Source organism: Desulfovibrio biadhensis (assembly GCF_055388615.1).
This window is the reverse complement of sequence record NZ_AP042477.1, coordinates 2,370,856-2,393,471: the sequence shown is the minus strand read 5'-3', so window position 1 is coordinate 2,393,471 and position 22,616 is coordinate 2,370,856. Positions and strand designations below refer to the sequence as shown.

General features: G+C 56.2%; 19 protein-coding genes. 12 read left to right on the top strand and 7 right to left on the bottom strand.

Annotation, left to right across the window (positions count from 1 at the left end):
• Positions 1-8: 8 nt before the first annotated feature.
• Positions 9-779: an ABC transporter ATP-binding protein gene (locus tag ACZ5EH_RS10415; RefSeq protein WP_464278060.1), complete on the top strand. Its 771-nt coding sequence runs from the start codon at positions 9-11 to the stop codon at positions 777-779.
• Positions 779-1,492, top strand: a complete 714-nt coding sequence (locus tag ACZ5EH_RS10410; protein ID WP_464278059.1) for an ABC transporter ATP-binding protein — start codon at positions 779-781, stop codon at positions 1,490-1,492. The genes ACZ5EH_RS10415 and ACZ5EH_RS10410 overlap by 1 nt, the downstream gene beginning before the upstream one ends.
• 201 nt (positions 1,493-1,693) lie before the next feature.
• Here ACZ5EH_RS10410 and ACZ5EH_RS10405 read toward each other — a convergent pair whose 3' ends face one another.
• Positions 1,694-1,840, bottom strand: a complete 147-nt coding sequence (locus tag ACZ5EH_RS10405; protein ID WP_464278058.1) for a hypothetical protein — start codon at positions 1,838-1,840, stop codon at positions 1,694-1,696.
• A gap of 425 nt (positions 1,841-2,265) precedes the next feature.
• Between ACZ5EH_RS10405 and malQ the strand changes: the two genes are divergently transcribed.
• Complete coding sequence (malQ, locus tag ACZ5EH_RS10400; RefSeq protein ID WP_464278057.1) at positions 2,266-3,762, top strand: 4-alpha-glucanotransferase; 1,497 nt, start codon at positions 2,266-2,268, stop codon at positions 3,760-3,762.
• A gap of 40 nt (positions 3,763-3,802) precedes the next feature.
• Positions 3,803-5,932 (top strand): HD domain-containing phosphohydrolase, encoded by a 2,130-nt coding sequence (locus tag ACZ5EH_RS10395; RefSeq protein ID WP_464278056.1) that lies wholly within the window; start codon positions 3,803-3,805, stop codon positions 5,930-5,932.
• Positions 5,933-5,939: 7 nt separating this feature from the next.
• Here ACZ5EH_RS10395 and ACZ5EH_RS10390 read toward each other — a convergent pair whose 3' ends face one another.
• Entirely contained in the window at positions 5,940-9,947 is a 4,008-nt protein-coding gene (locus tag ACZ5EH_RS10390; protein ID WP_464278055.1) for a class I adenylate cyclase, read from the bottom strand.
• Between the two features lie 101 nt (positions 9,948-10,048).
• Complete coding sequence (locus tag ACZ5EH_RS10385) at positions 10,049-11,371, bottom strand: HD-GYP domain-containing protein (RefSeq protein WP_464278054.1); 1,323 nt, start codon at positions 11,369-11,371, stop codon at positions 10,049-10,051.
• A gap of 395 nt (positions 11,372-11,766) precedes the next feature.
• On the opposite strand from ACZ5EH_RS10385, the gene hypD reads away from it, so the two are divergent.
• Both hypD and hypE read left to right on the top strand, forming a co-directional pair.
• On the top strand, positions 11,767-12,858 hold the full coding sequence (hypD, locus tag ACZ5EH_RS10380) for a hydrogenase formation protein HypD (RefSeq protein WP_464278053.1): 1,092 nt from the start codon (positions 11,767-11,769) through the stop codon (positions 12,856-12,858).
• A 1-nt stretch (position 12,859) separates the two neighbouring features.
• Positions 12,860-13,888, top strand: coding sequence for a hydrogenase expression/formation protein HypE (gene hypE / locus ACZ5EH_RS10375; protein ID WP_464278052.1), 1,029 nt, complete (start codon positions 12,860-12,862; stop codon positions 13,886-13,888).
• Between the two features lie 121 nt (positions 13,889-14,009).
• Here hypE and rlmD read toward each other — a convergent pair whose 3' ends face one another.
• The 3 genes from rlmD to ACZ5EH_RS10360 form a co-directional block, all read right to left on the bottom strand.
• Positions 14,010-15,479, bottom strand: a complete 1,470-nt coding sequence (rlmD, locus tag ACZ5EH_RS10370; protein ID WP_464278051.1) for a 23S rRNA (uracil(1939)-C(5))-methyltransferase RlmD — start codon at positions 15,477-15,479, stop codon at positions 14,010-14,012.
• Positions 15,476-15,907 carry a DUF1499 domain-containing protein gene (locus ACZ5EH_RS10365; RefSeq protein ID WP_464278050.1) on the bottom strand — a complete coding sequence of 144 codons (432 nt, stop codon included), beginning with the start codon at positions 15,905-15,907 and terminating at the stop codon, positions 15,476-15,478. Before ACZ5EH_RS10365 ends, rlmD begins: the two co-directional genes overlap by 4 nt.
• Before the next feature lie 135 nt (positions 15,908-16,042).
• Positions 16,043-17,011 (bottom strand): LysR substrate-binding domain-containing protein, encoded by a 969-nt coding sequence (locus ACZ5EH_RS10360; protein ID WP_464278049.1) that lies wholly within the window; start codon positions 17,009-17,011, stop codon positions 16,043-16,045.
• An 87-nt stretch (positions 17,012-17,098) separates the two neighbouring features.
• On the opposite strand from ACZ5EH_RS10360, the gene ACZ5EH_RS10355 reads away from it, so the two are divergent.
• Positions 17,099-17,986 (top strand): hypothetical protein, encoded by an 888-nt coding sequence (locus tag ACZ5EH_RS10355; protein ID WP_464278048.1) that lies wholly within the window; start codon positions 17,099-17,101, stop codon positions 17,984-17,986.
• A gap of 90 nt (positions 17,987-18,076) precedes the next feature.
• Positions 18,077-18,214 carry a hypothetical protein gene (locus tag ACZ5EH_RS10350; RefSeq protein WP_464278047.1) on the top strand — a complete coding sequence of 46 codons (138 nt, stop codon included), beginning with the start codon at positions 18,077-18,079 and terminating at the stop codon, positions 18,212-18,214.
• 105 nt (positions 18,215-18,319) lie between these two features.
• Here the strand turns inward: ACZ5EH_RS10350 and rfbA are convergent, their stop codons facing one another.
• Positions 18,320-19,201 carry a glucose-1-phosphate thymidylyltransferase RfbA gene (gene rfbA, locus ACZ5EH_RS10345; protein WP_464278046.1) on the bottom strand — a complete coding sequence of 294 codons (882 nt, stop codon included), beginning with the start codon at positions 19,199-19,201 and terminating at the stop codon, positions 18,320-18,322.
• Between the two features lie 186 nt (positions 19,202-19,387).
• On the opposite strand from rfbA, the gene ACZ5EH_RS10340 reads away from it, so the two are divergent.
• The 4 genes from ACZ5EH_RS10340 to ACZ5EH_RS10325 are packed head-to-tail and all read left to right on the top strand — an operon-like array spanning position 19,388 to position 22,616.
• Entirely contained in the window at positions 19,388-20,197 is an 810-nt protein-coding gene (locus ACZ5EH_RS10340; protein WP_464278045.1) for a MogA/MoaB family molybdenum cofactor biosynthesis protein, read from the top strand.
• Between the two features lie 6 nt (positions 20,198-20,203).
• Positions 20,204-21,061, top strand: coding sequence for a cobamide remodeling phosphodiesterase CbiR (gene cbiR / locus ACZ5EH_RS10335; RefSeq protein ID WP_464278044.1), 858 nt, complete (start codon positions 20,204-20,206; stop codon positions 21,059-21,061).
• On the top strand, positions 21,058-21,606 hold the full coding sequence (locus tag ACZ5EH_RS10330; RefSeq protein ID WP_464278043.1) for a bifunctional adenosylcobinamide kinase/adenosylcobinamide-phosphate guanylyltransferase: 549 nt from the start codon (positions 21,058-21,060) through the stop codon (positions 21,604-21,606). Before cbiR ends, ACZ5EH_RS10330 begins: the two co-directional genes overlap by 4 nt.
• Positions 21,585-22,616, top strand: a complete 1,032-nt coding sequence (locus tag ACZ5EH_RS10325; protein WP_464278042.1) for a DHH family phosphoesterase — start codon at positions 21,585-21,587, stop codon at positions 22,614-22,616. The genes ACZ5EH_RS10330 and ACZ5EH_RS10325 overlap by 22 nt, the downstream gene beginning before the upstream one ends.

Below are 22,616 nucleotides of genomic sequence, written 5' to 3'. Positions count from 1 at the left end.
ACAGAGTCATGGCGCTTCTCGAAGTCCATAACATGAGCCATAATTTCGGCGGCCTGCGCGCCGTTAACATGTACAACCTCAAGATCGAAGAGGGTGAAATCGTCGGCCTTATCGGCGCCAACGGCGCAGGCAAGACCACGATCTTCAACCTGATCACCGGCGTCTACCGCCCCACCGAAGGAAGCATCACCTTCGACGGGCATGAGATTGTCGGTCTCAGACCCAACCAGATCGCTTCGCTGGGGATAGCCCGCACCTTTCAGGAAATGCGGCTCTGGCGACACATGAGCGTGCTCGAACACGTCATGATGGCGCGCTATTCCAAGCTGCAGTACGGCCTAATAGGGGCATTTTTCGATACCCCACGCCGCCAGCGCGAAGAGCAAAAGGCCAAGGAACTGGCCATGCATTACCTTGAAATCATGAACGTGGCGCGCTTTGCCGACCAGTGGGTGATAAACCTGCCCTACGGCGCAGCCAGGCGTGTGGAAATGGCAAGGGCCCTGGTTACCGAGCCCAAGCTGCTGTTTCTGGACGAGCCCACCGTGGGCATGACGCCTGAGGAAATGCACGACATGATCGACGTTGTGCGCAAGATTCATGACCGCTTCAAGCCGGCCATCTTCCTCATTGAACACAGGCTTCGCGTGGTTACCGACCTCTGCTCCCGCATCCAGAGCCTCTTTTTCGGCGAGGTGCTGGCAGAGGGCGAACCCAAGGAAGTGCTCAACAATCCCAAGGTCGTCGAGGCCTATCTGGGCGAAGAAAGGGTGGACTGATGCTTCTCACCGTGGAAAATCTGCACGTATCGTACGGGCGAATCAGAGCCCTGCACGGTATCAATTTCCAGATCGACAAGGGCGAAATCGTCACCATCATCGGCGCCAACGGCGCTGGAAAAAGCTCGACCCTGCGGGCCATTTCCCGTGTGGTCCCTGCGGACCCGGGTTCGAAAATGACCTTTGACGGGCACGACCTGCTTAAATACCAGCCCGACAAGGTCGTCAGCCAGTTGGGCATTTCCCACGTGCCAGAGGGCAGACGCCTCTTTGGAAACCTGACCGTTCTCGAAAACATGCAGCTCGCCGCCTTTGCCCGCAAGGACAAAAAGCAGGTTGAGCAGGATATTGAACGGATGTTCTCCATTTTCACCAGGCTTGAAGAACGCAAGGTGCAAAAGGCAGGCACGCTGTCCGGGGGCGAGCAGCAAATGCTGGCCGTGGCGCGGGCCTTTATCAGCGCCCGTAAGCTCATGATCCTGGACGAACCCTCCATGGGACTTTCGCCACTGTTGATGCAACGCGTGTTTGATTCGCTGCGTGAAATCAACCAGGAAGGCACCACCATTCTGCTGGTGGAACAGAACGCACGCATGGCGCTGAAATTCGCCAACCGCGCCTATCTGCTGGAAACCGGAGAAGTTGTTACCTCCGGCAAATGCGAAGACCTGTTGAACGACCCTGAGGTTACCAAGGCCTACCTGGGCGGCTGATGCACGGCTGTTTGCGCTTTTTTTGATAGCTGCACCACTTTTACACGAGGGCTCCGGGTATGTGAGTCCTCGTGTTTTTTTCGCCCGGTGCCGTGCTTCGGCTCCAGGAAAAAAAGCGTACGCCATACTGTAGGGAAAACTACGGGCAACGATACGGATAAAGGGCCGAGGCCGATTCCAGAACGTTGCCACAGCTACCCGTCAGCATAACGCCAACCTGTAGATGAACCGCTCGTAGTACCCCATCAGCCGTGTGGCGCGGGCATCGCTTATGCCCATCTCACGCAGCCGACAGTATACGTGCAGCGGATTCAGTCTGTGTTGCAATCTGTTTCTGAACGAGCCCATCTTGCCTCTCCTCGTTTACCAGCATATCGTCTGGTCGGGAAAAAACCTTTACCGTTTTTCAAGCAAAACGTGTGCCCTCCATAAGTTGTATACAAAATTCAAGGGGCTGCACGTTGCTCCTTTATGTTGGGCAAAGTTTGCAGTATAGTAAAAGTGACGCTTCTCAGACGTTTTCCATTTTTTCCGGACTGCATCTGTCATAATTTGCATTACATACTCACCCAAAACGTCACCGCAACGTCATGCACCACGTCTATCTCTCTCCCCTTCCCTTGACCTTTGTATATCTCATCACTTATGTTATGCTAAGAAGTGTAAAAGTAAGGAAGACATGCCCGCCTTGTCAGGTAATCATGTCCCTGATAATCGTTTGAAATTACAATGTCCCTTCGTAGACACTAGTTTTGGAACAATAAGGAGCTTCGATGCAGGTTCGTTCTAGCGGTATACTTCTGCACATATCTTCTCTTCCTTCAGATTTCGGCATCGGCGACATGGGGCCCTGGGCCTTCAGATTCGCTGCATATCTCGAAACCCTGGGGCAAAGTTTCTGGCAAATTCTGCCTCTTTCCCCCACGTCGCCCGCCATGGGCAACTCACCTTATTCCAGTTCCAGCGCCTTTGCCGGCAACTTGCTTCTTCTCAGTCCTGAGATGCTTGTCGCCGAGGGGTATCTTGCCGCGGAAGACCTCCCTCCATTTGAGGAGCAGGACCCGCGCCGCTCAAACTACGAAAAGGCGTTCGAATATAAATATGGCATCATGCGTACCGCGTTCGAACGCTGCCGCCGCGACCTCACCGCCTCACCAGATTTCCGGCGTTTTACAGAAAAGAACCAGCGCTGGCTTGACGACTACGCATTGTTCACCACACTGAAAAAGCGTTTTTCCGGCGCCCCTTGGACTGAATGGCCAGACCCCTACCGCGACCGCCACGCAGATGTACTTGAATCGTGGCGCAACGAAGCCGCCGAGGAATTGCTGTTCGAGCAATTCATCCAATACATCTTTCACTTGCAATGGAGCGGGCTCAAAGAGCACTGCAACGCCAAGGGCATCAGCATAATCGGGGATATTCCCATCTACGTGACCCTGGATAGCGCAGACGTCTGGGGACATCCTGAAATTTTCAAGCTCGGTGATAAGCGCGAACCGGATTATGTGGCTGGCGTGCCCCCCGACTATTTCAGCAAAACCGGGCAAAGGTGGGGCAATCCCGTCTACAACTGGGACATTCTGCGTGACAGGAACTACGACTGGTGGGTCATGCGAATGGAGCACTCCCTGCAGTTGTACGATGTGGTCAGGCTGGATCATTTCAGGGCCTTTGCCGCCTACTGGGAAGTGCCGGCCGAGGAAGAAACCGCCATCAACGGCGAATGGATCGACGGTCCCGGCAATCGTCTTTTCGATACGCTATTGCGTCGCATGCCCACCCTGCCCATCATTGCGGAAGATCTGGGGTACATCACTGCCGACGTCCGTGAACTCAAAGACCACTACCGGTTCCCGGGCATGGTAATCCTGCAGTTCTGCTTTGGCTCCAACGTGCACGAGAACCCCTACGCCCCGCATATGCACGTGCACAACAGCGTGGTCTACACCGGCACCCATGATAACAACACCATCAACGGCTGGTTTTTTGACGAGGCTCCCGAAGACGACAAGCACCGCATGCTTGAATATGCCGGTTGCCAGGACGGACAGGCGCCACACATAGTGTGCATACGGCTGGCCATGGGCAGCGTGGCGAATCTCGCCATTTTCCCGATGCAGGATATTCTCGGGCTTGGTGCGGATTCCCGCATGAACACCCCCTCCACCAGCAGCGGCAACTGGACCTGGCGTATTCTGCCTGAAGAACTCGACTACGAACGTTCACGGGCCTTCCATTCTCTGGCTCGACTCTATGGCAGAGCCTGACATTTTTAGCGATTGCCTGGATGTCGTGAGGAGGCTGTAGGTGGAAAAGATCGATTGCCCACATATTGATCCTGACGCAAGCGGTACAAGCGGAGATCAGGATTTTCAGCTCCACCATCTTGGGCGCTATGCTGAGATCGGCCTGGCTCTCTCCGGCGAAGAAGACATTCCTAAACTCTTGGAAATGATCGTCTATGAAGCCAGGGAAATTACCAATGCCGATGCCGGTACGCTCTACATGGTCAATGAAGACCGCACCCATCTCGAATTTGTCATTCTGCAAAACGAGAGTATGCGCACCTTTCTTGGCGGTGTGGACAACAAAAAGCCATCAATGCCGCCTGTGCCCTTGTTCGTAGATGGACAGGAAAACCATGCCCATGTTTCCGCACACGTGGCCCTGACCGGAAATATCGTCAACATTCAAGATGTTTACACATCAAGCAAGTTCGACTTTTCCGGTACGCGCAGTTACGACGCGGCATCCGGCTACCGTTCCAAGTCCATGCTGGTCATTCCCATGCGCAATCATGAGCAGGACATCATCGGCGTGTTGCAGCTGCTCAATGCCCGGCCCTTTGCTCCCGCCAATGACGACAAAGATGCGATCATAGAATTCAGCGACAAATACGTGGCGCTTGTAGCGGCGCTTGCCTCCCAGGCAGCCGTCACGCTGACCAAGACAAAACTGCTCTACGACTTCAAGGAACTTCTCGATTCGTTTGTCAGGTCCATTGCCGCAGCCATCGAAACAAAATCCCGCTACACAGGGGGGCACATCGCCCGCGTCAGCAGACTGGCGCTCATGCTGGCCCAAAAAATAAACGAAACCGAAAACGGCCCCTTTGCGGACACGCATTTTTCATCAAAGGAGCTGGAAGAATTGCGGCTGGCGGCCTGGCTGCACGATGTGGGAAAAATCGCCACCCCGGAATATGTTGTGGACAAATCCACCAAGCTGGAAGGAATCTTTGACCGCATCCATTATATAGAAGCCAGATACGCCTTCATCCGCCAGACATTGGAAAACCAGAAACTCCAGCTTCGCCTGACCGCCCTGGAAAAGGGACTGTCCCCCGATACGGCGGCGGAGCAGGAATGTATCCGGCAAATGGCGGAGCTTGACGACGACCTGGAATTCATCAAGGCATGCAACAAGCCTGGTGAATTTCTCACCGACGACAAGATCATGCGGTTGCAGGAAATAGAGGGCAAGACTTGGGAACATGACGGTGAGCACCACCCTTTCCTGGAAAAGGACGAGCTTGCCAACCTCTCCATCCGCAAGGGCACTCTCAACCCGCAGGAGCGTCAGATTATCGAAGCCCATGCAGAACTCACCTACAAGATGCTGTCGGAGTTGCCCTTTCCCAAACACCTCAGACGCGTGCCCGACTTCGCCTCCCAGCATCACGAAAAGCTGGACGGTTCGGGCTATCCTTTTGGCCTGGGCAGCGAAGACCTGTCCCTGCAGGCCAGAATCATGGCAGTGGCGGACATTTTCGAGGCCCTTACGGCGCCGGACCGCCCCTATAAGAAACCCATGCCCCTCTCAATGGCCATACGCATCCTCGGCCAGATGAAAGACGAGGGGCACGTTGATCCCCGGGTCCATGATCTGTTGCTCGATAGCGGGCTCATTTCGACGTACGCCCGGGAAGAACTCGCCCCTGCCCAGGTGGACATCCCCCTTGAACCAACCGTGCCATCACTTCAAGAGGACAAGTTCACCCAATATATAGAGCAGCTTTTCGCCGCCGCCCCTGTAAAGGACACCGCCAGGGAAAAGAACTCCCTGAAGCAGTCCCTGCTGGTGGTGGACAGCTCCCACGTCAATCGCATGCTGCTCTCGTACTACCTGCAGGAAACGCCCTTTGCGCTGGAGTTCGCCGGTGAAGGCGCAGAAGGGCTGGAGCTATTGGTGCAACAGGGGCATGAATGGGTCTTGCTGGCGCTGGAAATGCGCCCCTTGGACGGATACGAACTGGCCCGGCGCATCCGGGAGTGGGAGGACAGGCACAATCTGCAGCGCCGTAAGATTCTGGCCCTTGCCGCGCCTTTTCTCCCCTTGAATCAAAACCGCCTGTGCGATGTGGGCTTTTCTGGTGTGGTCAGGCGTCCCTTTGGAAAAAAGGTCCTGTTGGAATTCCTGAAAAAGCACGCCGACTGAATCTTTCTCAAAACATCCGTATTTTTGGGCACATGGACTTGGGTGGCAGGTATACGCTGAACTGCAGGTCGTGGTGCAAGCCCTTGCCCAGGCTGGTGCGCAGAAACGATTGCGGGTGGTTACGCAACTGTTTCAGGTTTGCGGTGACCTTTTGGCAATACAGCTCGCCCCAGTTTGTTGCGTACACCAGCGTCACTTCACGAATTTCACGTTCTTCTCGAGGGGTCATGAAGTTCACGACACAAAGCGCGTAGGCGATCTCTTCCTGCCGCAAGTATTCGTTGATGTCGCTGTCGAACACTTTTTCCAGGGGGAGAAAATCGCAAAGGAACTCCAGTAAGTCGCTGATATCTCCCAGTGACACAGGGTATTCCAGGTTCGCCCCTTGCAAGGGCTTGCCAGATGAAAACGCCTTGTTCGCCACCAGCCAGACAAGCATGGGCACCAGTTCTTTGGCGCGTCGGATTTCTTCCTTTTTTGAGCGTTTTCCCTTGGATTTGGGCGCCTCTCCCAGGCATATCCATGTGGTGGCCGTGCCCGCCAGGCCTTCGCAGGTAAACTCCAGCGATGCGAACAGCTTCCGGGCGCCGCCGGCCTCAGCCATGAAGGGCAGGCGCATAATCTTGCCTGGGCGGGGGTTCAGATAGCTGAGAATCTTGCGCCCCAGTTTGGTCATGTCCTCTTCGGTAACACGGGTGTCTATGTCCAGGCGGGACCACAGCGTATGGATGCGCTCATAGGTTTTGAGCATGAAACGCACCATCAACTGCCCCAGCGCCACCAGTTCGCCATAGGTTTGCGCGACCTTGATCTCTTCTGTGAGTACGCCGCGCCCCGGCTCTACATGGCTTGCTATCTCCGCTTCGGAATAGGGAAAAAAGAACTCCATATAGCTGTAGTCCTGCATCTCATAAAACCGCCCCGTACTCTGCGCCGCGAGGTACAGCCCCGTTTTTTGCAGAAATGCCAGCCGCATCAGGTCCTGCGCGTCGGTATCGTCATTCTCGGCATAATATTCAAACACCTCGCGGAACATCAGGGCGTAGGGGTCTATGTCCCACAAGTCTTTGGCGCCCAGAAACAAATTGTGCTTTACCCGGTTGCAAAGCAGCACATTGGTACTCATGCCGCTGATATACTTGTCCAGGAGGGCCAGCTTCATTGCCGACTTGAAGGGACTTTTGATGGCCTTCACGATCTGCCAGAGCGATGCGCCGAAGAACTCTCCCTTTGGAATCTCTTCCAGGTGTCCCAGATCGAGAACGCTGCGGTCCAGGGGGCCTACCGCGTCCTGAAAACGCTGGATGACACGCTTGTAGCCCTTTGCGTCCACGCCCACGGGCAAATACCACCACACAGGTTTTTTCCCCGCCACATATACGCCAGTACGGTAAAATTCCTCTTTCAAAAGCTGCGCCTGGGAAGACCCTGCGCTTTCCTTGTCGGTAAAGCCGAATTCGTTTTCCCGCACGCTTTCCAGGTCCATGAGAAAGAAATGGACCTCCACGTTCATGTTTTTCTGGGCCCATTTTTCAATGCGCTCCAGCTTGCTCTGCAACGTGGTCACGTTTTCAGGGGAGACAAGCGCCGGGTCGTAACACACCCACAGGTCCACATCCGAAAATCGAGCGTGGGCAATGGTGCCCGTGCTGCCAATGGTATAGAGTCCCTCGATGGGGATTGCCGCGTCCCTCTCGGCCTCCCCCTGCGGTCCTGGCGGAATGCGGCTGTCCACCAACATCTGCAGCACGCTCCAGTCAGGGGCATAGCCATGGATGGCGCACGGAGGCCAAGCGGGCTCGTCTTCCTGTTCAGGCGCCTGTCGCGGTCCAGGCAACGGGCCAGGACTTTCCACCAGGGAGGGCAACATGCGCAAAAAAGCGTCAGAAGCGCCGGGCAGCATGCAATAGGCCCAATCAAGCCGGCGCCGGTTGTTTTCCAGAAAGAGCGCCTCGCGCTCCTTGAGGTCCTTTTCGTAATACCACTGCTCAATGAGGCGGAACATCAACCGCATACCGGCTGCGCTTCCCAGTTGGGGGGCCATCCGCGCAGGACGCACCCCCTTTGCCACCGCAGCCATCCCCTCCACGGCCGTCTTGCGCCCCTGGCCCAAAAAGCCGGGTTCGTCGGTATCCATATCGTAAAAGCGGCAGTCCGTGAAAACCGATGTGGAAGCCGAACTGTTCCGCATGAATCCCCTGTCCATCGAGGTTTTCTGGAACCTGCAATCCACAAACTCCACGCCAAGAAACTCAGGCTCGCGCGCATCTACATGGGCAAAATGCACGGAGTGCAGCAAACAGGCCTGCATGATCAGTTCATCCATGCGCGAGCCGGAAAAATCGCATTCCGTAAGCTTGGTCGTGGAAAACGTCAGCTCCTCGTGCATGCTGTTGGAAAACTGCCCCGCATTGACCGTGCACCCATGCAGGGTAACGTTCTGCGTGCGGCAGGAAGCCATGCGGCAATTCGTCAATTCACAGTCCAGGAAAACAACGCCCTCGAATGTGGAGCCTGCAAGATCCACATTGCGCAGCACGCACTTTTCAAAACGGACGTTTTTGAAATAGCTTTCCGTGACATTGTTGGTGCCCAGGGTGCAGCGGATCAATTCGGCATCGGTTACGCGCAGGCCCGGCTGCTCCTGCCCTTCCATGACGATGCGCTCTATGCGCCCGCCCTGGGCCAGTTTTCGTACCAGGGCGTCCCCATGCAGCGTTCGCCCCGAGCCTGCGTCTTCTGCGGGTTTTGCAATCCCGGAAACGCTTCCCTTGAGCTTTTCCAGCAAGGCAAAAGCGGCTTTTTCCTGCTCCTTGCTGGCGCGGCGGGTTGTTTCGCCCCTGGAATCACGCGGAGCGGAAGTAGGCCGATATCCCGATTCTCTGGCCACCGGCTGGTGCGCCAACAAAAAATCCTCCATGATCTTGAGTAACTGTCTGGAATCCTTATCCTGCCCCTGGCCAATCTTGGCTTGCAATTGCAGGGCTTCGACCATCCACACGGGATTGAATGTGGTGAACAGCGCAACAAGCCGCGGCAACAGCTCCAGGCGCTCCACCTTTGGCAGCCGCTCGAAAAATATTCTGAGGCCAGTCGCATTCATGCGCAGCAAAAGCGGCAACAGCCGGTTACGCAAACCTTCCTGTCGCGTCCAGGCCCAGGCCAGAGCATGGGGCAGTTTTTCCGCCTGCAACTTGCCCATGGCTGCAAGCGCCGCCAGACAAACAGCAGGGTCATCGTTGCGCACAAAGGGCAGCACCCTGTTGATGAGCGTTGCATCCTGCTTGCGGCCGCACTCCCCTATGCAGACGAGCAGTCTGGCAAGCATCGCGCCATCGGCCCGAGTCAAGGAGCGCAGCAGGCTGAGCGCTATCTGGTGCGACCCCAGCCGGCGTGTGGTCTCCAGCATAAAGCCGAGTTGTTCCTCATCCAGCTCCAGATGCAGCAGCCTGTGCAGCCAGACCCCGAAACGCCCCCGCAAGAGTTCACGCTGCAAAGGATTGGAGAGCCGTCCTTCGCTTTCGTGCATATTTTCGAGGAACAGCAGGACTTCTTCCGGGTCCTCGCCTTGAATTTCCTTGGCGATTTCGTGCGCCCATTCAAGGAACCAGGGCTCATGTTTATGAGGGTGGCGGAAAAACCTGTCCGCCAGGGAAAGCTTGCGCACAGGCTCAAAGCCATTCAGCGTGGTCAGCAGGGTCTGCCGGGGAACCTTGTTCTTGCGGAGGTAGGTGGCCGCCAATATCTCGCCGATGCCCTTGATGTGCAGCAACATGCCAAGACAGACGCGAATGACTGAATTGTCCTGGGTATGCTCAAGCATAACGGCGATATTGAACGCCAGATCAGACCGGTTCACGTCCGTGGCCGGGGCGTTCTGATCCTCAAAGCCCAAAAGCACGTAAGCCTGCTCCACCAGTGGCAGCACATCGGCCATCATGGAGTAACGGGTGGAGCGCAACACATCCCTGAGCTGCGCTATGATCTGCGAAAGGGGTGATTTCTGCTGGTTCATGGTCGCATGTGCCCTTCCCGAGCATGTAAAGCATACCATTTCCCAGCCAAACGGTATAGCGGGCGGTTGCAAACAGCCCTAATGCGCCAAAATGGGTAGGATTACTCGCCCATGACGTCTGCGTAGTAGCTGATTTGCCGTGTCGGGCTCAGGTAGGCGAACACCTCGCGGGGTAATTCCTCGGGGCGCAGCGTCTTTTTGATCTCCAGTTCTTCCTCTGTACTCAGATCCACAACCAAGGCCTCGCGCTTGGGAACGTCAGGGTGGTAGATCAATATCCCGGGCCGCGCAGACTGCTTCAGGTTGGTCGAAACCACCATGCCTATGGCGCCGTTTGAAAGCTGCACAAGCGTTCCCGGAGGGTACACGCCCAGATTGCGGATGAACATGGCCAGAAGCCCGTTGTCCAGCTTGGCGCGCATCTTGGTGAACATGTGGCGCAGGGCCTCGTGGGGTGTGAGATTTTCCTTGTCATTGCCCTTGTTGCACAAATTATCATAGGCGTCGGCCACAGCCACTACCCGGGCCAAGGGGGCAATGCCCTTGCCCTTGAGCCTGGCAGGAAACCCCTTGCCATCCATGGTCTCATGATGTTGCAGGATCACCTGCTGGCTGTCCTGGGGAAAACTGGGCAGATCACCTACGATCTTCTGCCCCAATTGCGGGTGCAGTTCATAGTGGCGCTGCACGGCATACTTCATGGTCGTGGCCTTGCCCATGGACATTTCCGTAATGGGCACCCGCCCCTTGCCTATGTCGTGGAACATGGCCCCCATGCCTAAAGACTGCATGTTCGTGGCGGAAAGCTTCAGCTCCTTGCCCAGCATCATGGCCAGCACCGTGACATTGAAGGCATGCAGGTGCTGTTTTTCTTCCTTTGGCTTGTTGGTCATCAGGTTCACGAACACATCGCGGTCGGAAAGAAACGTATCCACAAGCTGATTGACCACCTTGGCGGCCTGCTCCACGGCCTCGTCCGACTTGCCCGAAACACGCCTGAGCATGACAGCCACGTTGGAAACAGCTTCGTCGTAGTGTTTTTCGCATTTGGAGAGTTGCTGGCGACGCTCTTTGTTACGCTCTATGGTTTCCCGCTTGAGACCAAACAGTTCCTTGGAGATGGGCGTCTTGGCCTTGTTTTCCCCAGCAGCGTCAGGCCCTGTTTGCCCCGGGTGCCGGACCACAACGGGCTTCTTCTTCTCGCGCAGGCTTTCTGCGCCCACCGGTATAGGCAACCGGTCGCTTTTATTCAGCACGCAGGTCACGTGGGTCAAACCGCTGCGTTTAATCTTCTCGATCTGCTCTTCGTTCTTGATTTTGAACCCCTTACGCAAGGACAAAAAGCGCTTGTTCTTCTCGTCCAGGCGCACATACAGCCCGACAACGAGCTGATTCACATGAATGGGGTATTCGGAAAAGGACATGGTCTCTCTAAAATTTCAAAAACGTTTTGCCGCTTCTGTAAATGTTGGTGAAAAGGGTCTTTGGTACGCAGCGCATCCATCAACAGGAATAATACCATTTATTACCAGTAAGTATCCTGGCAAATCCATTAGCACAAAAAAAAGGTTTCTGCCGCACTCCATATTATCGGCGTTCTAACGCGATACATTATCTGTCGGCTTTTTCCGGTGTCAACGCGCAATATCGCATCAGAGGCATTTCCTGCCCCAGTCCTCAATCTGCCAGTGCCTTACGTTACACTACCATACCACACTTTTTTCGTTCCTTACCCGAAAAGCTTGATTTTCCGCAGTGCTTGATAGACAAAAACCCCTTGCGGCCGAAATGCCGCCCACTTTGCTGCAAGGAGATCCATGTGAGCGTATTCGATAGCTTCAAGGATCCGGAGCTTTCCAAGAAGCTGCTCAAGCAGCTGGAAACAGAGCTTTCCGGGTCATTCCGGTTCATGGAAGTCTGCGGCACGCACACCGTTGCCATCTTTCAAAGCGGGCTGCATTCCCTGCTGCCCGAAGCCATTGTGCACGTATCCGGGCCCGGGTGCCCGGTCTGTGTAACACATGAAAGCGAAGTCGCAGCATACATCGACCTGGCCGGCAAGGATGGCGTGATCATCGCCACCTTTGGCGATCTGATGCGGGTGCCCGGCCCCGGCGGCGCCACACTGAAATCGGCAAAGGCCGACGGTGCGCGCATAGAAGTCGTGTACTCTGCCTTTGATGCCCTTGCCCTGGCGCAAAAAAACAAGGACGCCACCGTGGTGTTTCTGGGCATCGGCTTTGAGACCACGGCCCCCACCATTGCCGCCACGGTGCAAATGGCAAAGGCCCAGGGGATCGACAACTTCAAGGTGCTCTCGTTCCACAAGCTGGTGCCCCCTGCTTTGGCGGCCTTGATCCAGGACCCCGACGCCGCGGTGGACGCTTTTATTCTTCCCGGCCACGTGTCCACGGTCATCGGCCTGGAACCATACGAATTTCTCGCGCGGGATCATAATCTGCCCGCAGTGGTTGCGGGCTTTGACCCGCTGGACATCCTGAGCGCCCTGCTCTCTTTGGTCCGGCAACGCAACCAGGGTGAAGCCCGGGTGGAGAACGCATATCCCAGAGCGGTTTCCAGTGAAGGCAGCCCAAAAGCCAGACGCGTGATGCTGGAAGTTTTTCAACCAAAGGACGCGCTTTGGCGCGGCATAGGCAATATTCCCGGCAGCGGCCTTGGCTTTGCTCCAGACTATGCCGCCTACGACGCCTTTGCCCACTTTTCCCTCACCTTGTCCGAGTCCAACCCCCTGCCGGGGTGCCGCTGCGGCGAGGTGCTCAAGGGCAAATTGCGCCCAGACCAGTGCCCCTTGTTCAAAAAGGCGTGCACCCCCATGAACCCTGTCGGCCCCTGCATGGTTTCCACGGAAGGCAGTTGCGCGGCCTACTACAAATACCGGCTGGAGGCCTGAGATGGCAGAAGGCAAGCTTCTCCTCGACTACGGTAGCGGCGGCCAGGCCTCACACCGCCTTATCGGCGAGTTGTTCCTGCGGCATTTCGACAACCCGACCCTGGCGGCCCTCGATGATGCAGCCACCCTGGATATTTCCGGACCAGTGGCCATGAGCACGGACACCTTTACTGTGGACCCGATCTTTTTTCCTGGCGGCGACATCGGCTCCCTGGCCGTGCACGGCACTGTAAACGACGTGGCCATGCTTGGCGCGCGCCCCCGCTATTTAAGCAGCGCTTTTCTGCTTGAAGAGGGGCTGGACATGGAGATTCTGGAAAAAGTGGTGATTTCCATGGCGGCGGCTGCTCGCGAGGCCGGCGTTATCATCGTGACAGGCGATACCAAGGTAGTGCCCAGAGGCACAGCAGACAAAATATTCATCAATACCACTGGAGTAGGCGAAATAATTGCAAACCCAGCCCCTTCGGGACACCGCGCCCAACCAGGGGACGCCGTGCTCATCAGTGGCGACCTGGGCGACCACGGCCTTACCGTGCTCTCCCAGCGTGAAGGGCTCAATTTCGGCTCCAGCGTGAAGAGCGACAGCGCATGTCTCAGCCACATGATCGCAGCGCTGCTTGACGGGTTAGGGCGTGAGGGGCAGGTCCACGTATTGCGTGATCCCACCCGCGGCGGACTGGCCACCACACTGAATGAAATCGCCCTGCAATCCAAAGTGGCTTGCAGTATTGAAGAAGGCGCACTGCCAGTGAACCCGGAAGTTGCAGCAGGGTGCTCTTTCCTGGGGCTGGACCCCCTGTACCTGGCCAATGAAGGCAAACTTATCTGCATTGTGCCACAGGACATGGCGGACAAGGCGCTGGACATCATGCGCAAAGACCCCAACGGCGCCCGCGCTACGCAGATTGGCACGGTGGATGCGCCCGAGGGTCCCATGCAAGCCGGCCAGGTAGCCTTGGTCACACACCTCGGTGGCCGCCGGCTGTTGCACATGTTGGAAGGCGAGCAACTGCCCAGGATTTGCTAACGGCAGCACATTCATTTTCCGGGGAGGAGCCTTTCTACAGCAGGGTTCCTCCCCGGCTCCACAAAGCCTTCATCGCCCAGCAAGAAAACCGGCGCTGAGTCCTTTACTGTCCCAACATGTTTTATTTCCGCTCAAGCACGGCCACGCTTTCCACATGGTGGGCCTGGGGAAACAGGTCCACGGGGTGCACGCCGGCAAGGGTATAGGAACCGAGCAGGCGTCCCACATCGCGGGCCTGGGTGGCTGGATTGCAGGAAATATAGACGATGCGCTGGGGCGCCCGTGCAATGAGTTCGTCAACAACTTCCGGAGCCAGTCCCACCCGCGGCGGGTCCAGCACCACAATGTCCGGGGCCTCACGCTCGGCCTGCAGCATCCTGCGGACTTCTCCGGAGCGAAATACGCAGTTGGACAAATCATTGGCCGCGGCGTTGCGTCTCGCATCGGCAACGGCTTCGCGGTTGCCATCAAAGCCCACCAGCATGGCGGCGTCTCTTGCCAGCCAGAGACCGGCGCCGCCCCCGCCGCAATAGACATCCCAAACCACGTCGTTTTTCTCTGCCCGGGCCACTTTACGCACCAGGCTGAACAAACGGGCGGCCGCATCGGTATTTGTCTGGAAAAAAGCACCGGCCGAAATATGGTAGGTAAACGTTTCTCCGCTATCGGGGTCTTGCAGCGCCGCTTGCAGAGAATCTTCGCCATGCACCGCCAGCACCCGCTCCACCATGGCAATCTGGTTGGGCGCGGTCCGCGCTCCGTGCACGAAGCCGACAATTTTTGGAAACCGCTCCATGAGTTCGGACGCAATCGAATCCACAACGGCAACGCCCGCTCCCTTGCCGGTGGTGATGCACTGGATCAGTACGCGCTCCCCTTCGTCCTCCGCATCAGGGGCTATTTGCCCTGGCATGGAGCGCACCACCAGAAAACGCCAAAAACCTTCTCGCGTTTCAGGATCATAGGGGGGCAAGCCGCTTGAAGCACACAATTCGCGAACTGCGAGCAAAATATCCAGCACCCCGGGATGCGGCAACAGGCAGGTCTCCAGGTTGAGCACATCATGGGAGGCGCGGTGGCGCAAGCCCAATGCCAAACCGCCTCCGAGATCTTCGCCAAAAGCGAATTCCATTTTGTTGCGGTACCCATATTCCAGGGGCGAAGGCAGCGTGTCCGCCACCAGATCATCCACCTCGCCGGCTCCACCCAGGCGTTGCAATGCTTCTGCCGTAAGCCGGCGCTTCCAGTGCAATTGCGAAGGATAATCAAGATTTTGCCAGTCACAACCCCCGCAATCGCCAAAATGCGGACACGGGGCAGATACCTCGTTGGGCGCATGGCGCACCACTTCCAGCAAGGCGGCCTCGGCAAACCGTTTTTTACGCTTCAAAAGCAACGCGCGAACCCGTTGCCCGGGAAGGGCGCGCTCTATGAAAACAACCATGCCGGCGATGCGGGCAAGGCCCTTGCCCCCTGCGGCCATGGTCATGATTTCGCACTCCACTTCCACACCGGGCTGCAATTCGTCTGCATCCGGTTCTGTATAAGGGGCGCTTCCTTCTGTCTCTTCCATTGATTTTTCGTCGTTCATTGACGGCATGCCTTTATATAGCTTTCGCGCAATCTCTGTACCCGCGCGCGGTTGACGCCAAGATCACTGTACCCCACCCTGGCTGCGGAGCGTACATGAATGACATCCTGCTCTTTGTCCACCAGAAATTCCACGTCATCCACAAAACCGAATACACGGCTGCGAAAGGTTGCGTGGATATACTCAGGGGTCTGCCCCTTAATCTCACAGCGATCCTGCTTCTGTAAAAGATCCACCAGGCAAGCCATGGATTCGCGGATGTTTACAATGATTGGGAGCGGCTCGGTGGCAGCGTCTTCCTTGTCACTCTGACTGGAAACACAGTTCGGAGTATCCGGGCAAGCAGCCAAACGCCCGTCATGCGGGCCCAGGTTGTCCGGCTTTTGCCCTGAACATGCCGTCAAAAACAGCATTGAAACCAGCAGCATTCCTTTGGCGCATCGTGATGTAGAAAATCGTAATCGTTTTTTTGAAATAACAGTGCTCATCTCCCGAACCTACACGCTTTACACGCTGTGTCAAAGCGAGATGCTCTTCAAAGAGACAAGCGTTGGCCTGTACGGCTACTCACCAAGCGTTTCTGGCACCCCTGGCACTTGTCTGGCACCAAACGGACCGCCATCCCCATATTTTTCCAGATGCTCCAGAAACGCCTGCAGCGCCGGAAACATGCTGTTACTTTTGTACATGGCGTAAAGCCGGACAAGGGGCAGCTCGCCATCAATATCACGGTACACAACGCCCGGGCGCCGCACCAGCCGCATGGATCTGGGCGTGAAACCAATGCCCATGCCCGCCCCAACCAGGGCAGTGGTCGTGTACTTATGCGTGGCTTCCTGAATGATATTTGGCTGCACCCCCGCCTTGCGCAGGCAATGCAACATGGATTCATGCAACATGGGGTGGGAGCGTTTGGGAAACAGGACCAGAGGCTCGTCCTTCAAGGCTTTCAGAGGCACACGCTCCATCCCGGCCAAAGGATTGTTTTGCGGTATGGCCATGACATACGGCTCGCAATGATACAATCTGGCCGTAAATCCCGGATAAGGGGTTTCCAACAGACGTACCAGCCCCAGATCCAGCTCTCCCCTGCGCAGCATCTCCAACTGCTTCTGGGTTCCGTATTCCCTGAGCACCAATTTCACCAAGGGGCGCTCCTGCCGAAAATGACTGAGCGCATTCGGAAATGTGGTGTCCATGAACGTGGAGACAAAGGCCATCTCTACACTGCCGGCCAATCCTTGCGCCGCCAGTCTCGCCTGCTCCGCGGCTTTTTCCAGTTTTGCCAGCAAGGGGCGCGTCTCGGCATACAGCAACTCCCCCGCCTGAGTCAGCTTAACGGAACGGCTCGTACGCTCAAAAAGCTTTGTGTCCAATTCCTTTTCAAGCAGCTTGATCTGTTGCGTCAAAGGCGGCTGTGTCATGAACAGCCGCTCGGCAGCTCGCCCAAAATGCCGTTCTTCCGCCACGGCCAGAAAATATTTCAAGCGCCCCAGGTACATGATTGATTTGTATCTCGAATCAATAAGCATGTAAAACAATATTAGACATATCGATCACCCCTTTCTACAACTGACTCCTCACGAAATAAAACGTGTCTCAAAATCCAAAGGAGAAGCATGATGTCCAGCCGGGCGCCGACAATCATGGCTGAGGAAAGCCCCAATGGGGCGCTGCGCATGCCACGTATTTCTTTTGCAAATACCACAGGGAAGCCTGCGCACAAACAGCACATCGGCGTTCTGATGACATGGGGCGGGTGCACACTGCTGCTTCTCCTTGTGGCCAGCATTTTCGCCACACTGCTTGGCGGTTGCCAAAAGCCGAAAACACCGCGCTGGGTTCATGCCGGACAAGCACCCAATATGATGGTGATGGACGACAAGGGGCTCATTTTCGCTGCAGACGCCGCGGCAGGGGTGATTTTTGTTTGCTGCCCCGAGCTGCCCCCCACGCCGTTTGTGGAAGGACTAAAGTCCATAGGCGGCATGGTATTTCTTGGCAAAACGCTCTATGTCGCAGACACCAGGGATGGAACTGTGCTGTCGATTACCCCGGACAGGAAAAAAGAGGTTGTTCTCTCAGGCCTTCACGAGCCATCTGGTCTGGCGGTGGACAGGCGCGGCGACCTGCTGGTTGCCGAAACAGGAGCGGACCGCATACGCAGATGGACCCCCACCACCGGGGCGAACAGCGTATACATGCAAGCGTCTGCCCCCGGCAGCCTCACCTGGACGCAGGCCGGCCTGTTTATTGCGACCAATGAAGGCGTACTGCTGGTGGATGATTACCGTTCGCGGCGTGTTCTGGACAGCAGTTTCGGCCCGCTCCGACTCTCCCCAGCTGGCAAGACTGCTGTCTTTGCCTTCAATGATGGCGGTGCATGGATCCTTGATGGCAACGGGGGCGTTCAAGGAATCCGCTTACAATCCGCCACTCCCAGCGCCCTGTTGCGCGACCGCGACGGAGGGCTTATTGCGCTTGCACCGGCGCGTATGCTCGACTGACAGCCAAAAAGACCTTGACAGAAACACCCCTGTCATGGTTGAGTTCGTGTCGTTAGTCACAAGCTAAAAATACCGGAGAGGAGAAGAGATATGATCGCAGAACTGTGGAACAACATGATGCACTCCACGCCCCAGGGCTTTGTGGGCGTAATCGGAATTTTTGTTTACATGGCCATCATCATCTCCTCGGCCATTTATCGTATTCGCAAGGGCGAGCATCTCCATTAAGCCCACCCTTTTTACCAGCTTTTTATAAAAAAACGCGCTCCAGCCCATACGGTGTGGAGCGCGTTTTTTGTTTCGCCTTCAGGCGCATATATGCCGCAGGGTTGCCTAATCGAACGTGTCCTCGCTATTGGCAAGCTCCATAAGGTACTTTCCATAATCATTTTTTATCATTTCCGCGGCCAGTTCTTCCAGCTGGCTCCGGCTGATATACCCTTTGCGGTAGGCTATTTCCTCCACGCTTGAAATCTTTGTCCCCTGGCGCGCCTGCACAGCTTGCACGAAATTGGCCGCCTGGTGCAAGGATTCGTGGGTTCCGGTATCCAGCCAGGCAAACCCGCGCCCCATGATTTCAACCTTCAAGCGCCCTTTTTTCAGGTAGATGTTATTCACGTCCGTAATCTCCAGCTCGCCCCTTGCGGATGGTTTCAGGTCGCGCACGATGTCCACCACTTCGCTGTCGTAAAAATAGAGCCCGGTGACAGCGTACCGGGAACGCGGCTTTTCGGGCTTTTCTTCGATGGAAAGCACATTCTGGATTTCGTCAAATTCCACAACGCCGTATCGTTCGGGATCGCGAACCTTGTATCCGAAAACAATACCCCCCTTTTCCAGCTCCGTGCAGCCGCTCAAAAGAGCGGACATGCCATGGCCGTAAAAGACGTTATCCCCCAGCACAAGGCAAACACGGTTTCCATCGATAAAATCTTCCGCCAGGAGAAAGGCCTGAGCGATGCCTTCGGGCTTGGGTTGCGTCACGTACGTAAAGGAAAGCCCCAGTTTGGAGCCGTCGCCGAACATGCTCTTGAAACGCGGCAGGTCTTCTGGCGTGGAAATTATACAGATATCACGGATACCTGCCAGCATCAGTACTGACAGCGGGTAGTAGATCATGGGCTTGTCATAAATGGGCAGGAGCTGTTTGCAAACGCCCCTGGTGATGGGGTATAGACGCGTACCCGAACCGCCCGCTAAGATGATGCCTTTCATCCTGATATCCTTTGTTAACACATTGTTCTTTATCTGGCGCGCCACAGGGGTGAGAAGCATATTGCCGGATAACATAGTGCGCCGCATGGCATTGCAAAACGCCCAGACATTCGCGCTACCGCTTGCCTGATACGACAAGCCAAGGCAAAATGAAAGTCCGCGATACATCTTTCCGAGGAGAATGCAATGACCGCCACGACCGTTCAGGAATGCCCCAGACTGACGCTTCACACTGGCGCCTATGATTTTGAAGCTGATGTGGAATTTTTTATCAGCTTTACCCCAGCCCCTTTTGAGTGGCGTGACGCCACCGCCATAGAAGTGCAAGGGGCGCCGCCGTTGCTACCGGCAGGGAGTGAATTGCGTGGGGACGGCGCAAACTTGCTGGTTTTGGCAAATCAGTGGGCGCCATGGGGCACGCCCCATGCGGAACAGGGGGTGCTGGTGCGTACCCTGGGCGAGATTACTGCTGGCGCAAGAACGCCCCTTACTCCTGTAAAGGAAGGCTTCAGCCTGGCCTGGATCACCTTGAGCGATACCTGTGCCGCCGGGGGGCGCGAGGACTTGAGCGGCCCTTTGATGGAAGAACTGGTGGACGAAGCCTTGCCCCTTACTCATAGCCAGGGTTTTGTCATGCCGGATGAACCGTTGCGGCTGCGCGGACTGGTGGCAGAATTGGCTCTTACCCAGCGGTTCGACCTGATCCTTACATCCGGGGGCACTGGCGTTGGCCCGCGGGACACCACCCCAGAGGCGATAGCGCCCTTGTTGGACAAGTCATTGCCCGGTTTTTCCCAGGCAATGATGCAAGCCAGCCTGACCAAAACGCCCCATGCCGTAATCAGCCGGGCGCTTGCCGGCGCAATCGGCCGCTCCCTGGTTATAACACTACCTGGCTCAAAAAAGGCCGTGGCTGAAAATTTGGCGGCCGTCCTGCCGGCGGTACGACACACTATTGAAAAATTGCAAGGGGATACTGCCCCTTGTGGTGGGTAATATTCCATGGTTTTACGAAAATCCCCTGCTTTGTTGACCGGCAAACGCTGGCGTCTTGCCGCACCTTCCTTTGTCATGCCTGGAACCGTGGCGGAAAATTGCCGTTTTCTGTCCGGCCAGGTGGATGAAATCGCCCTTTGTATTTTCCAAACGGAAGCTTGCCTTGCCTACGGAGAAAACGACCTGCCCGCATGGTTGGCCGACCTGCCGGGACGTACCAGCAGAATGCTCTATCATGTGCATCTGCCCCTTGATTTGCCCTGGAACGAAGGACCGGAACAGGCGGCGGCTGCAGCGGCCAAAGTTGCCCGCAAAGCCGAATTTCTCACACCCCGGGCCTATGTGCTGCACCCTCCCAAAACGGCTGCGGAGCTGCAGGCCTTTTTTTACGCCTGGCGCAAGCACGGTTTTGCATCAGAACGTATTCTGCTGGAGAACATTGCAGACAATGACCTTGCTGAAACGCTCCGTGGTGCGTATGGAATTGACTGCGGCATCTGCCTGGATTTTGGCCATGCCATGGCCTACAGTCATAACGAATTGCTGGAATCCTCGCGATTGCTGCAGCGGGTGCGCATGCTGCATGTTTATACGGCAGAAACACACGCCGCGCCGGACGGTGCGACGCACAGGCACAAACACCTGCCCATGGACCGTATGAGCCGGGAAGATCTGGACAGGCTGGATGCGCTTATTGGCCGCCTGGCGCCATACGGCACCGCAGCGGGGCGCACTCTTCTGCTCGAGTTATTCGACTGGGACGCGTTCCAAAATTCAGTCCCGTTTGTTGCACGCTGGACGGAAACGCCCTCTGCAAATGGAAAAAATGGTGAGAAGAAGGTTTCCGGGAAGCTTGCAGAATGATGTACCTTGTCCTTGGTGGACAAAAATCAGGCAAATCGCACTTTGCCCTGGAAAAGCTGCTGCAGGGCAAGGGGCCGCACTGCCTGCTGGTGACGGGCAAACCCGCCGATCAGGCCTTCCGCAAGCAGGTGCAGGCTCACCGCCTGGCGCGCCCTGCAAAACTTCCTGTGATTGAAACGGGCACCGAATTGTTTGGGAGCATCCATTCCTGCCTGGAGCAAGGATACAAAGGGGTGCTGGCAGACAGTCTGGATTTCTGGTTGTTTGCCTGCATGCAAAAGGGGCGCTCCGCTCTCGACGACCTGGAACAAAGGCTTGATGAGCTCGAAGCGCTGCTCGATGGTCATGGCGCGTTGCTGGGATTCGTTTCCAGCGAAATCAGCCTGGGCCCTGTGGCGGCCGACGTCTTTACCCGCAGGTTCACGCGTGATCTCGGGCAATTGCACCAAATGCTTGCAGCGCGTTGCGCCGCTGCCTGGTTGCTGGTGGCGGGCATGCCTCTGGAACTCAAAAAAGGTGGCACATGGCATACTTCAGAAAGCTAGACGCTCAGCTGGACCTCCTTTCCGAACTTTTTTCCCGGGGAGAACGCTGGCTGATCATGATCAACGCCGACCCGGACGCCCTGGCCTCCGCCCTTGCCTTGAAACGCATAATGAGCCACAGGGTAAGCGAAGTGGGCATAGCGCATGTCAATGAAGTGCGCAGGCCGGACAATCTGGCCATGATTCAGTACCTACGCATTCCCACGGTGCGACTGACGCCGAATGTAGCAGCGCAATACGACCGCTTTGCCGTAGTCGACTCCCAACCCCACCATCACCCTTTTTTCAAGGATTACCATTTTTCTCTGGTGCTGGATCACCACCCTCTGGTCAAGGAAGAGCCCGTCCTGGCCGATTTCAAGGAGATAAAACCCGAGTACGGGTCCAACAGCACCCTGCTTACGGAGTACCTGTACAACCTGAACATCCGCCCTGGTAAATTGCTCGCCACAGCGCTGCTGTACGGCATCAAAAACGATACCCAGAGCTTTGAGCGCGAATTTTGCGATGTAGACGTCCGAGCTTTCCGCTACCTGAGCAAATTTTCCAACATGATGCTTTTGCGCAAGATCGTGCGCAGCGAATTCCGGCTGGAGTGGCTGAGCTATTTTTCCAAGGCGTTCCAGTGTATCCGCTTTCTCAAACATGGCTTCTACATCTTTATGGATGAAGTGGAGAATCCGGACATTCTGGTGGTGCTGGCCGATTTCTTTATGCGGGTGCACGAAATCACCTGGACGGGCGTTGCCGGCATCTATCAGGACAAGGTTGTGCTGATTCTTCGTGGCGACGGCTATTCGCGGGGTATGAGCAACGTAGGCAAGCTTGCTGCCGAACTGTTCAATGACGTTGGTTCCGGCGGGGGGCACACTGCATTGGCAAGAGCAGAGATACCACTGGAGAATCTGGGGGACACCCCCCCTGATACGTTTGTATGGAAACGCCTGAGCCGCACAGACACGGCCAAGAATACGAAAAAGAGCTGTGAGTCCCCGGAAAACAGCGACTAG

Coding starts and splice junctions, on each gene's coding strand:
- ACZ5EH_RS10415 (WP_464278060.1), top strand. CDS start 9: ATGGCGCTTCTCGAAGTCCATAACATGAGCCATAATTTCGGCGGCCTG.
- ACZ5EH_RS10410 (WP_464278059.1), top strand. CDS start 779: ATGCTTCTCACCGTGGAAAATCTGCACGTATCGTACGGGCGAATCAGA.
- ACZ5EH_RS10405 (WP_464278058.1), bottom strand. CDS start 1,840: ATGGGCTCGTTCAGAAACAGATTGCAACACAGACTGAATCCGCTGCAC.
- malQ (WP_464278057.1), top strand. CDS start 2,266: ATGCAGGTTCGTTCTAGCGGTATACTTCTGCACATATCTTCTCTTCCT.
- ACZ5EH_RS10390 (WP_464278055.1), bottom strand. CDS start 9,947: ATGAACCAGCAGAAATCACCCCTTTCGCAGATCATAGCGCAGCTCAGG.
- ACZ5EH_RS10385 (WP_464278054.1), bottom strand. CDS start 11,371: ATGTCCTTTTCCGAATACCCCATTCATGTGAATCAGCTCGTTGTCGGG.
- hypE (WP_464278052.1), top strand. CDS start 12,860: ATGGCAGAAGGCAAGCTTCTCCTCGACTACGGTAGCGGCGGCCAGGCC.
- rlmD (WP_464278051.1), bottom strand. CDS start 15,479: ATGAACGACGAAAAATCAATGGAAGAGACAGAAGGAAGCGCCCCTTAT.
- ACZ5EH_RS10365 (WP_464278050.1), bottom strand. CDS start 15,907: ATGCTGCTGGTTTCAATGCTGTTTTTGACGGCATGTTCAGGGCAAAAG.
- ACZ5EH_RS10360 (WP_464278049.1), bottom strand. CDS start 17,011: ATGCTTATTGATTCGAGATACAAATCAATCATGTACCTGGGGCGCTTG.
- ACZ5EH_RS10355 (WP_464278048.1), top strand. CDS start 17,099: ATGATGTCCAGCCGGGCGCCGACAATCATGGCTGAGGAAAGCCCCAAT.
- ACZ5EH_RS10350 (WP_464278047.1), top strand. CDS start 18,077: ATGATCGCAGAACTGTGGAACAACATGATGCACTCCACGCCCCAGGGC.
- rfbA (WP_464278046.1), bottom strand. CDS start 19,201: ATGAAAGGCATCATCTTAGCGGGCGGTTCGGGTACGCGTCTATACCCC.
- ACZ5EH_RS10340 (WP_464278045.1), top strand. CDS start 19,388: ATGACCGCCACGACCGTTCAGGAATGCCCCAGACTGACGCTTCACACT.
- cbiR (WP_464278044.1), top strand. CDS start 20,204: ATGGTTTTACGAAAATCCCCTGCTTTGTTGACCGGCAAACGCTGGCGT.
- ACZ5EH_RS10330 (WP_464278043.1), top strand. CDS start 21,058: ATGATGTACCTTGTCCTTGGTGGACAAAAATCAGGCAAATCGCACTTT.
- ACZ5EH_RS10325 (WP_464278042.1), top strand. CDS start 21,585: ATGGCATACTTCAGAAAGCTAGACGCTCAGCTGGACCTCCTTTCCGAA.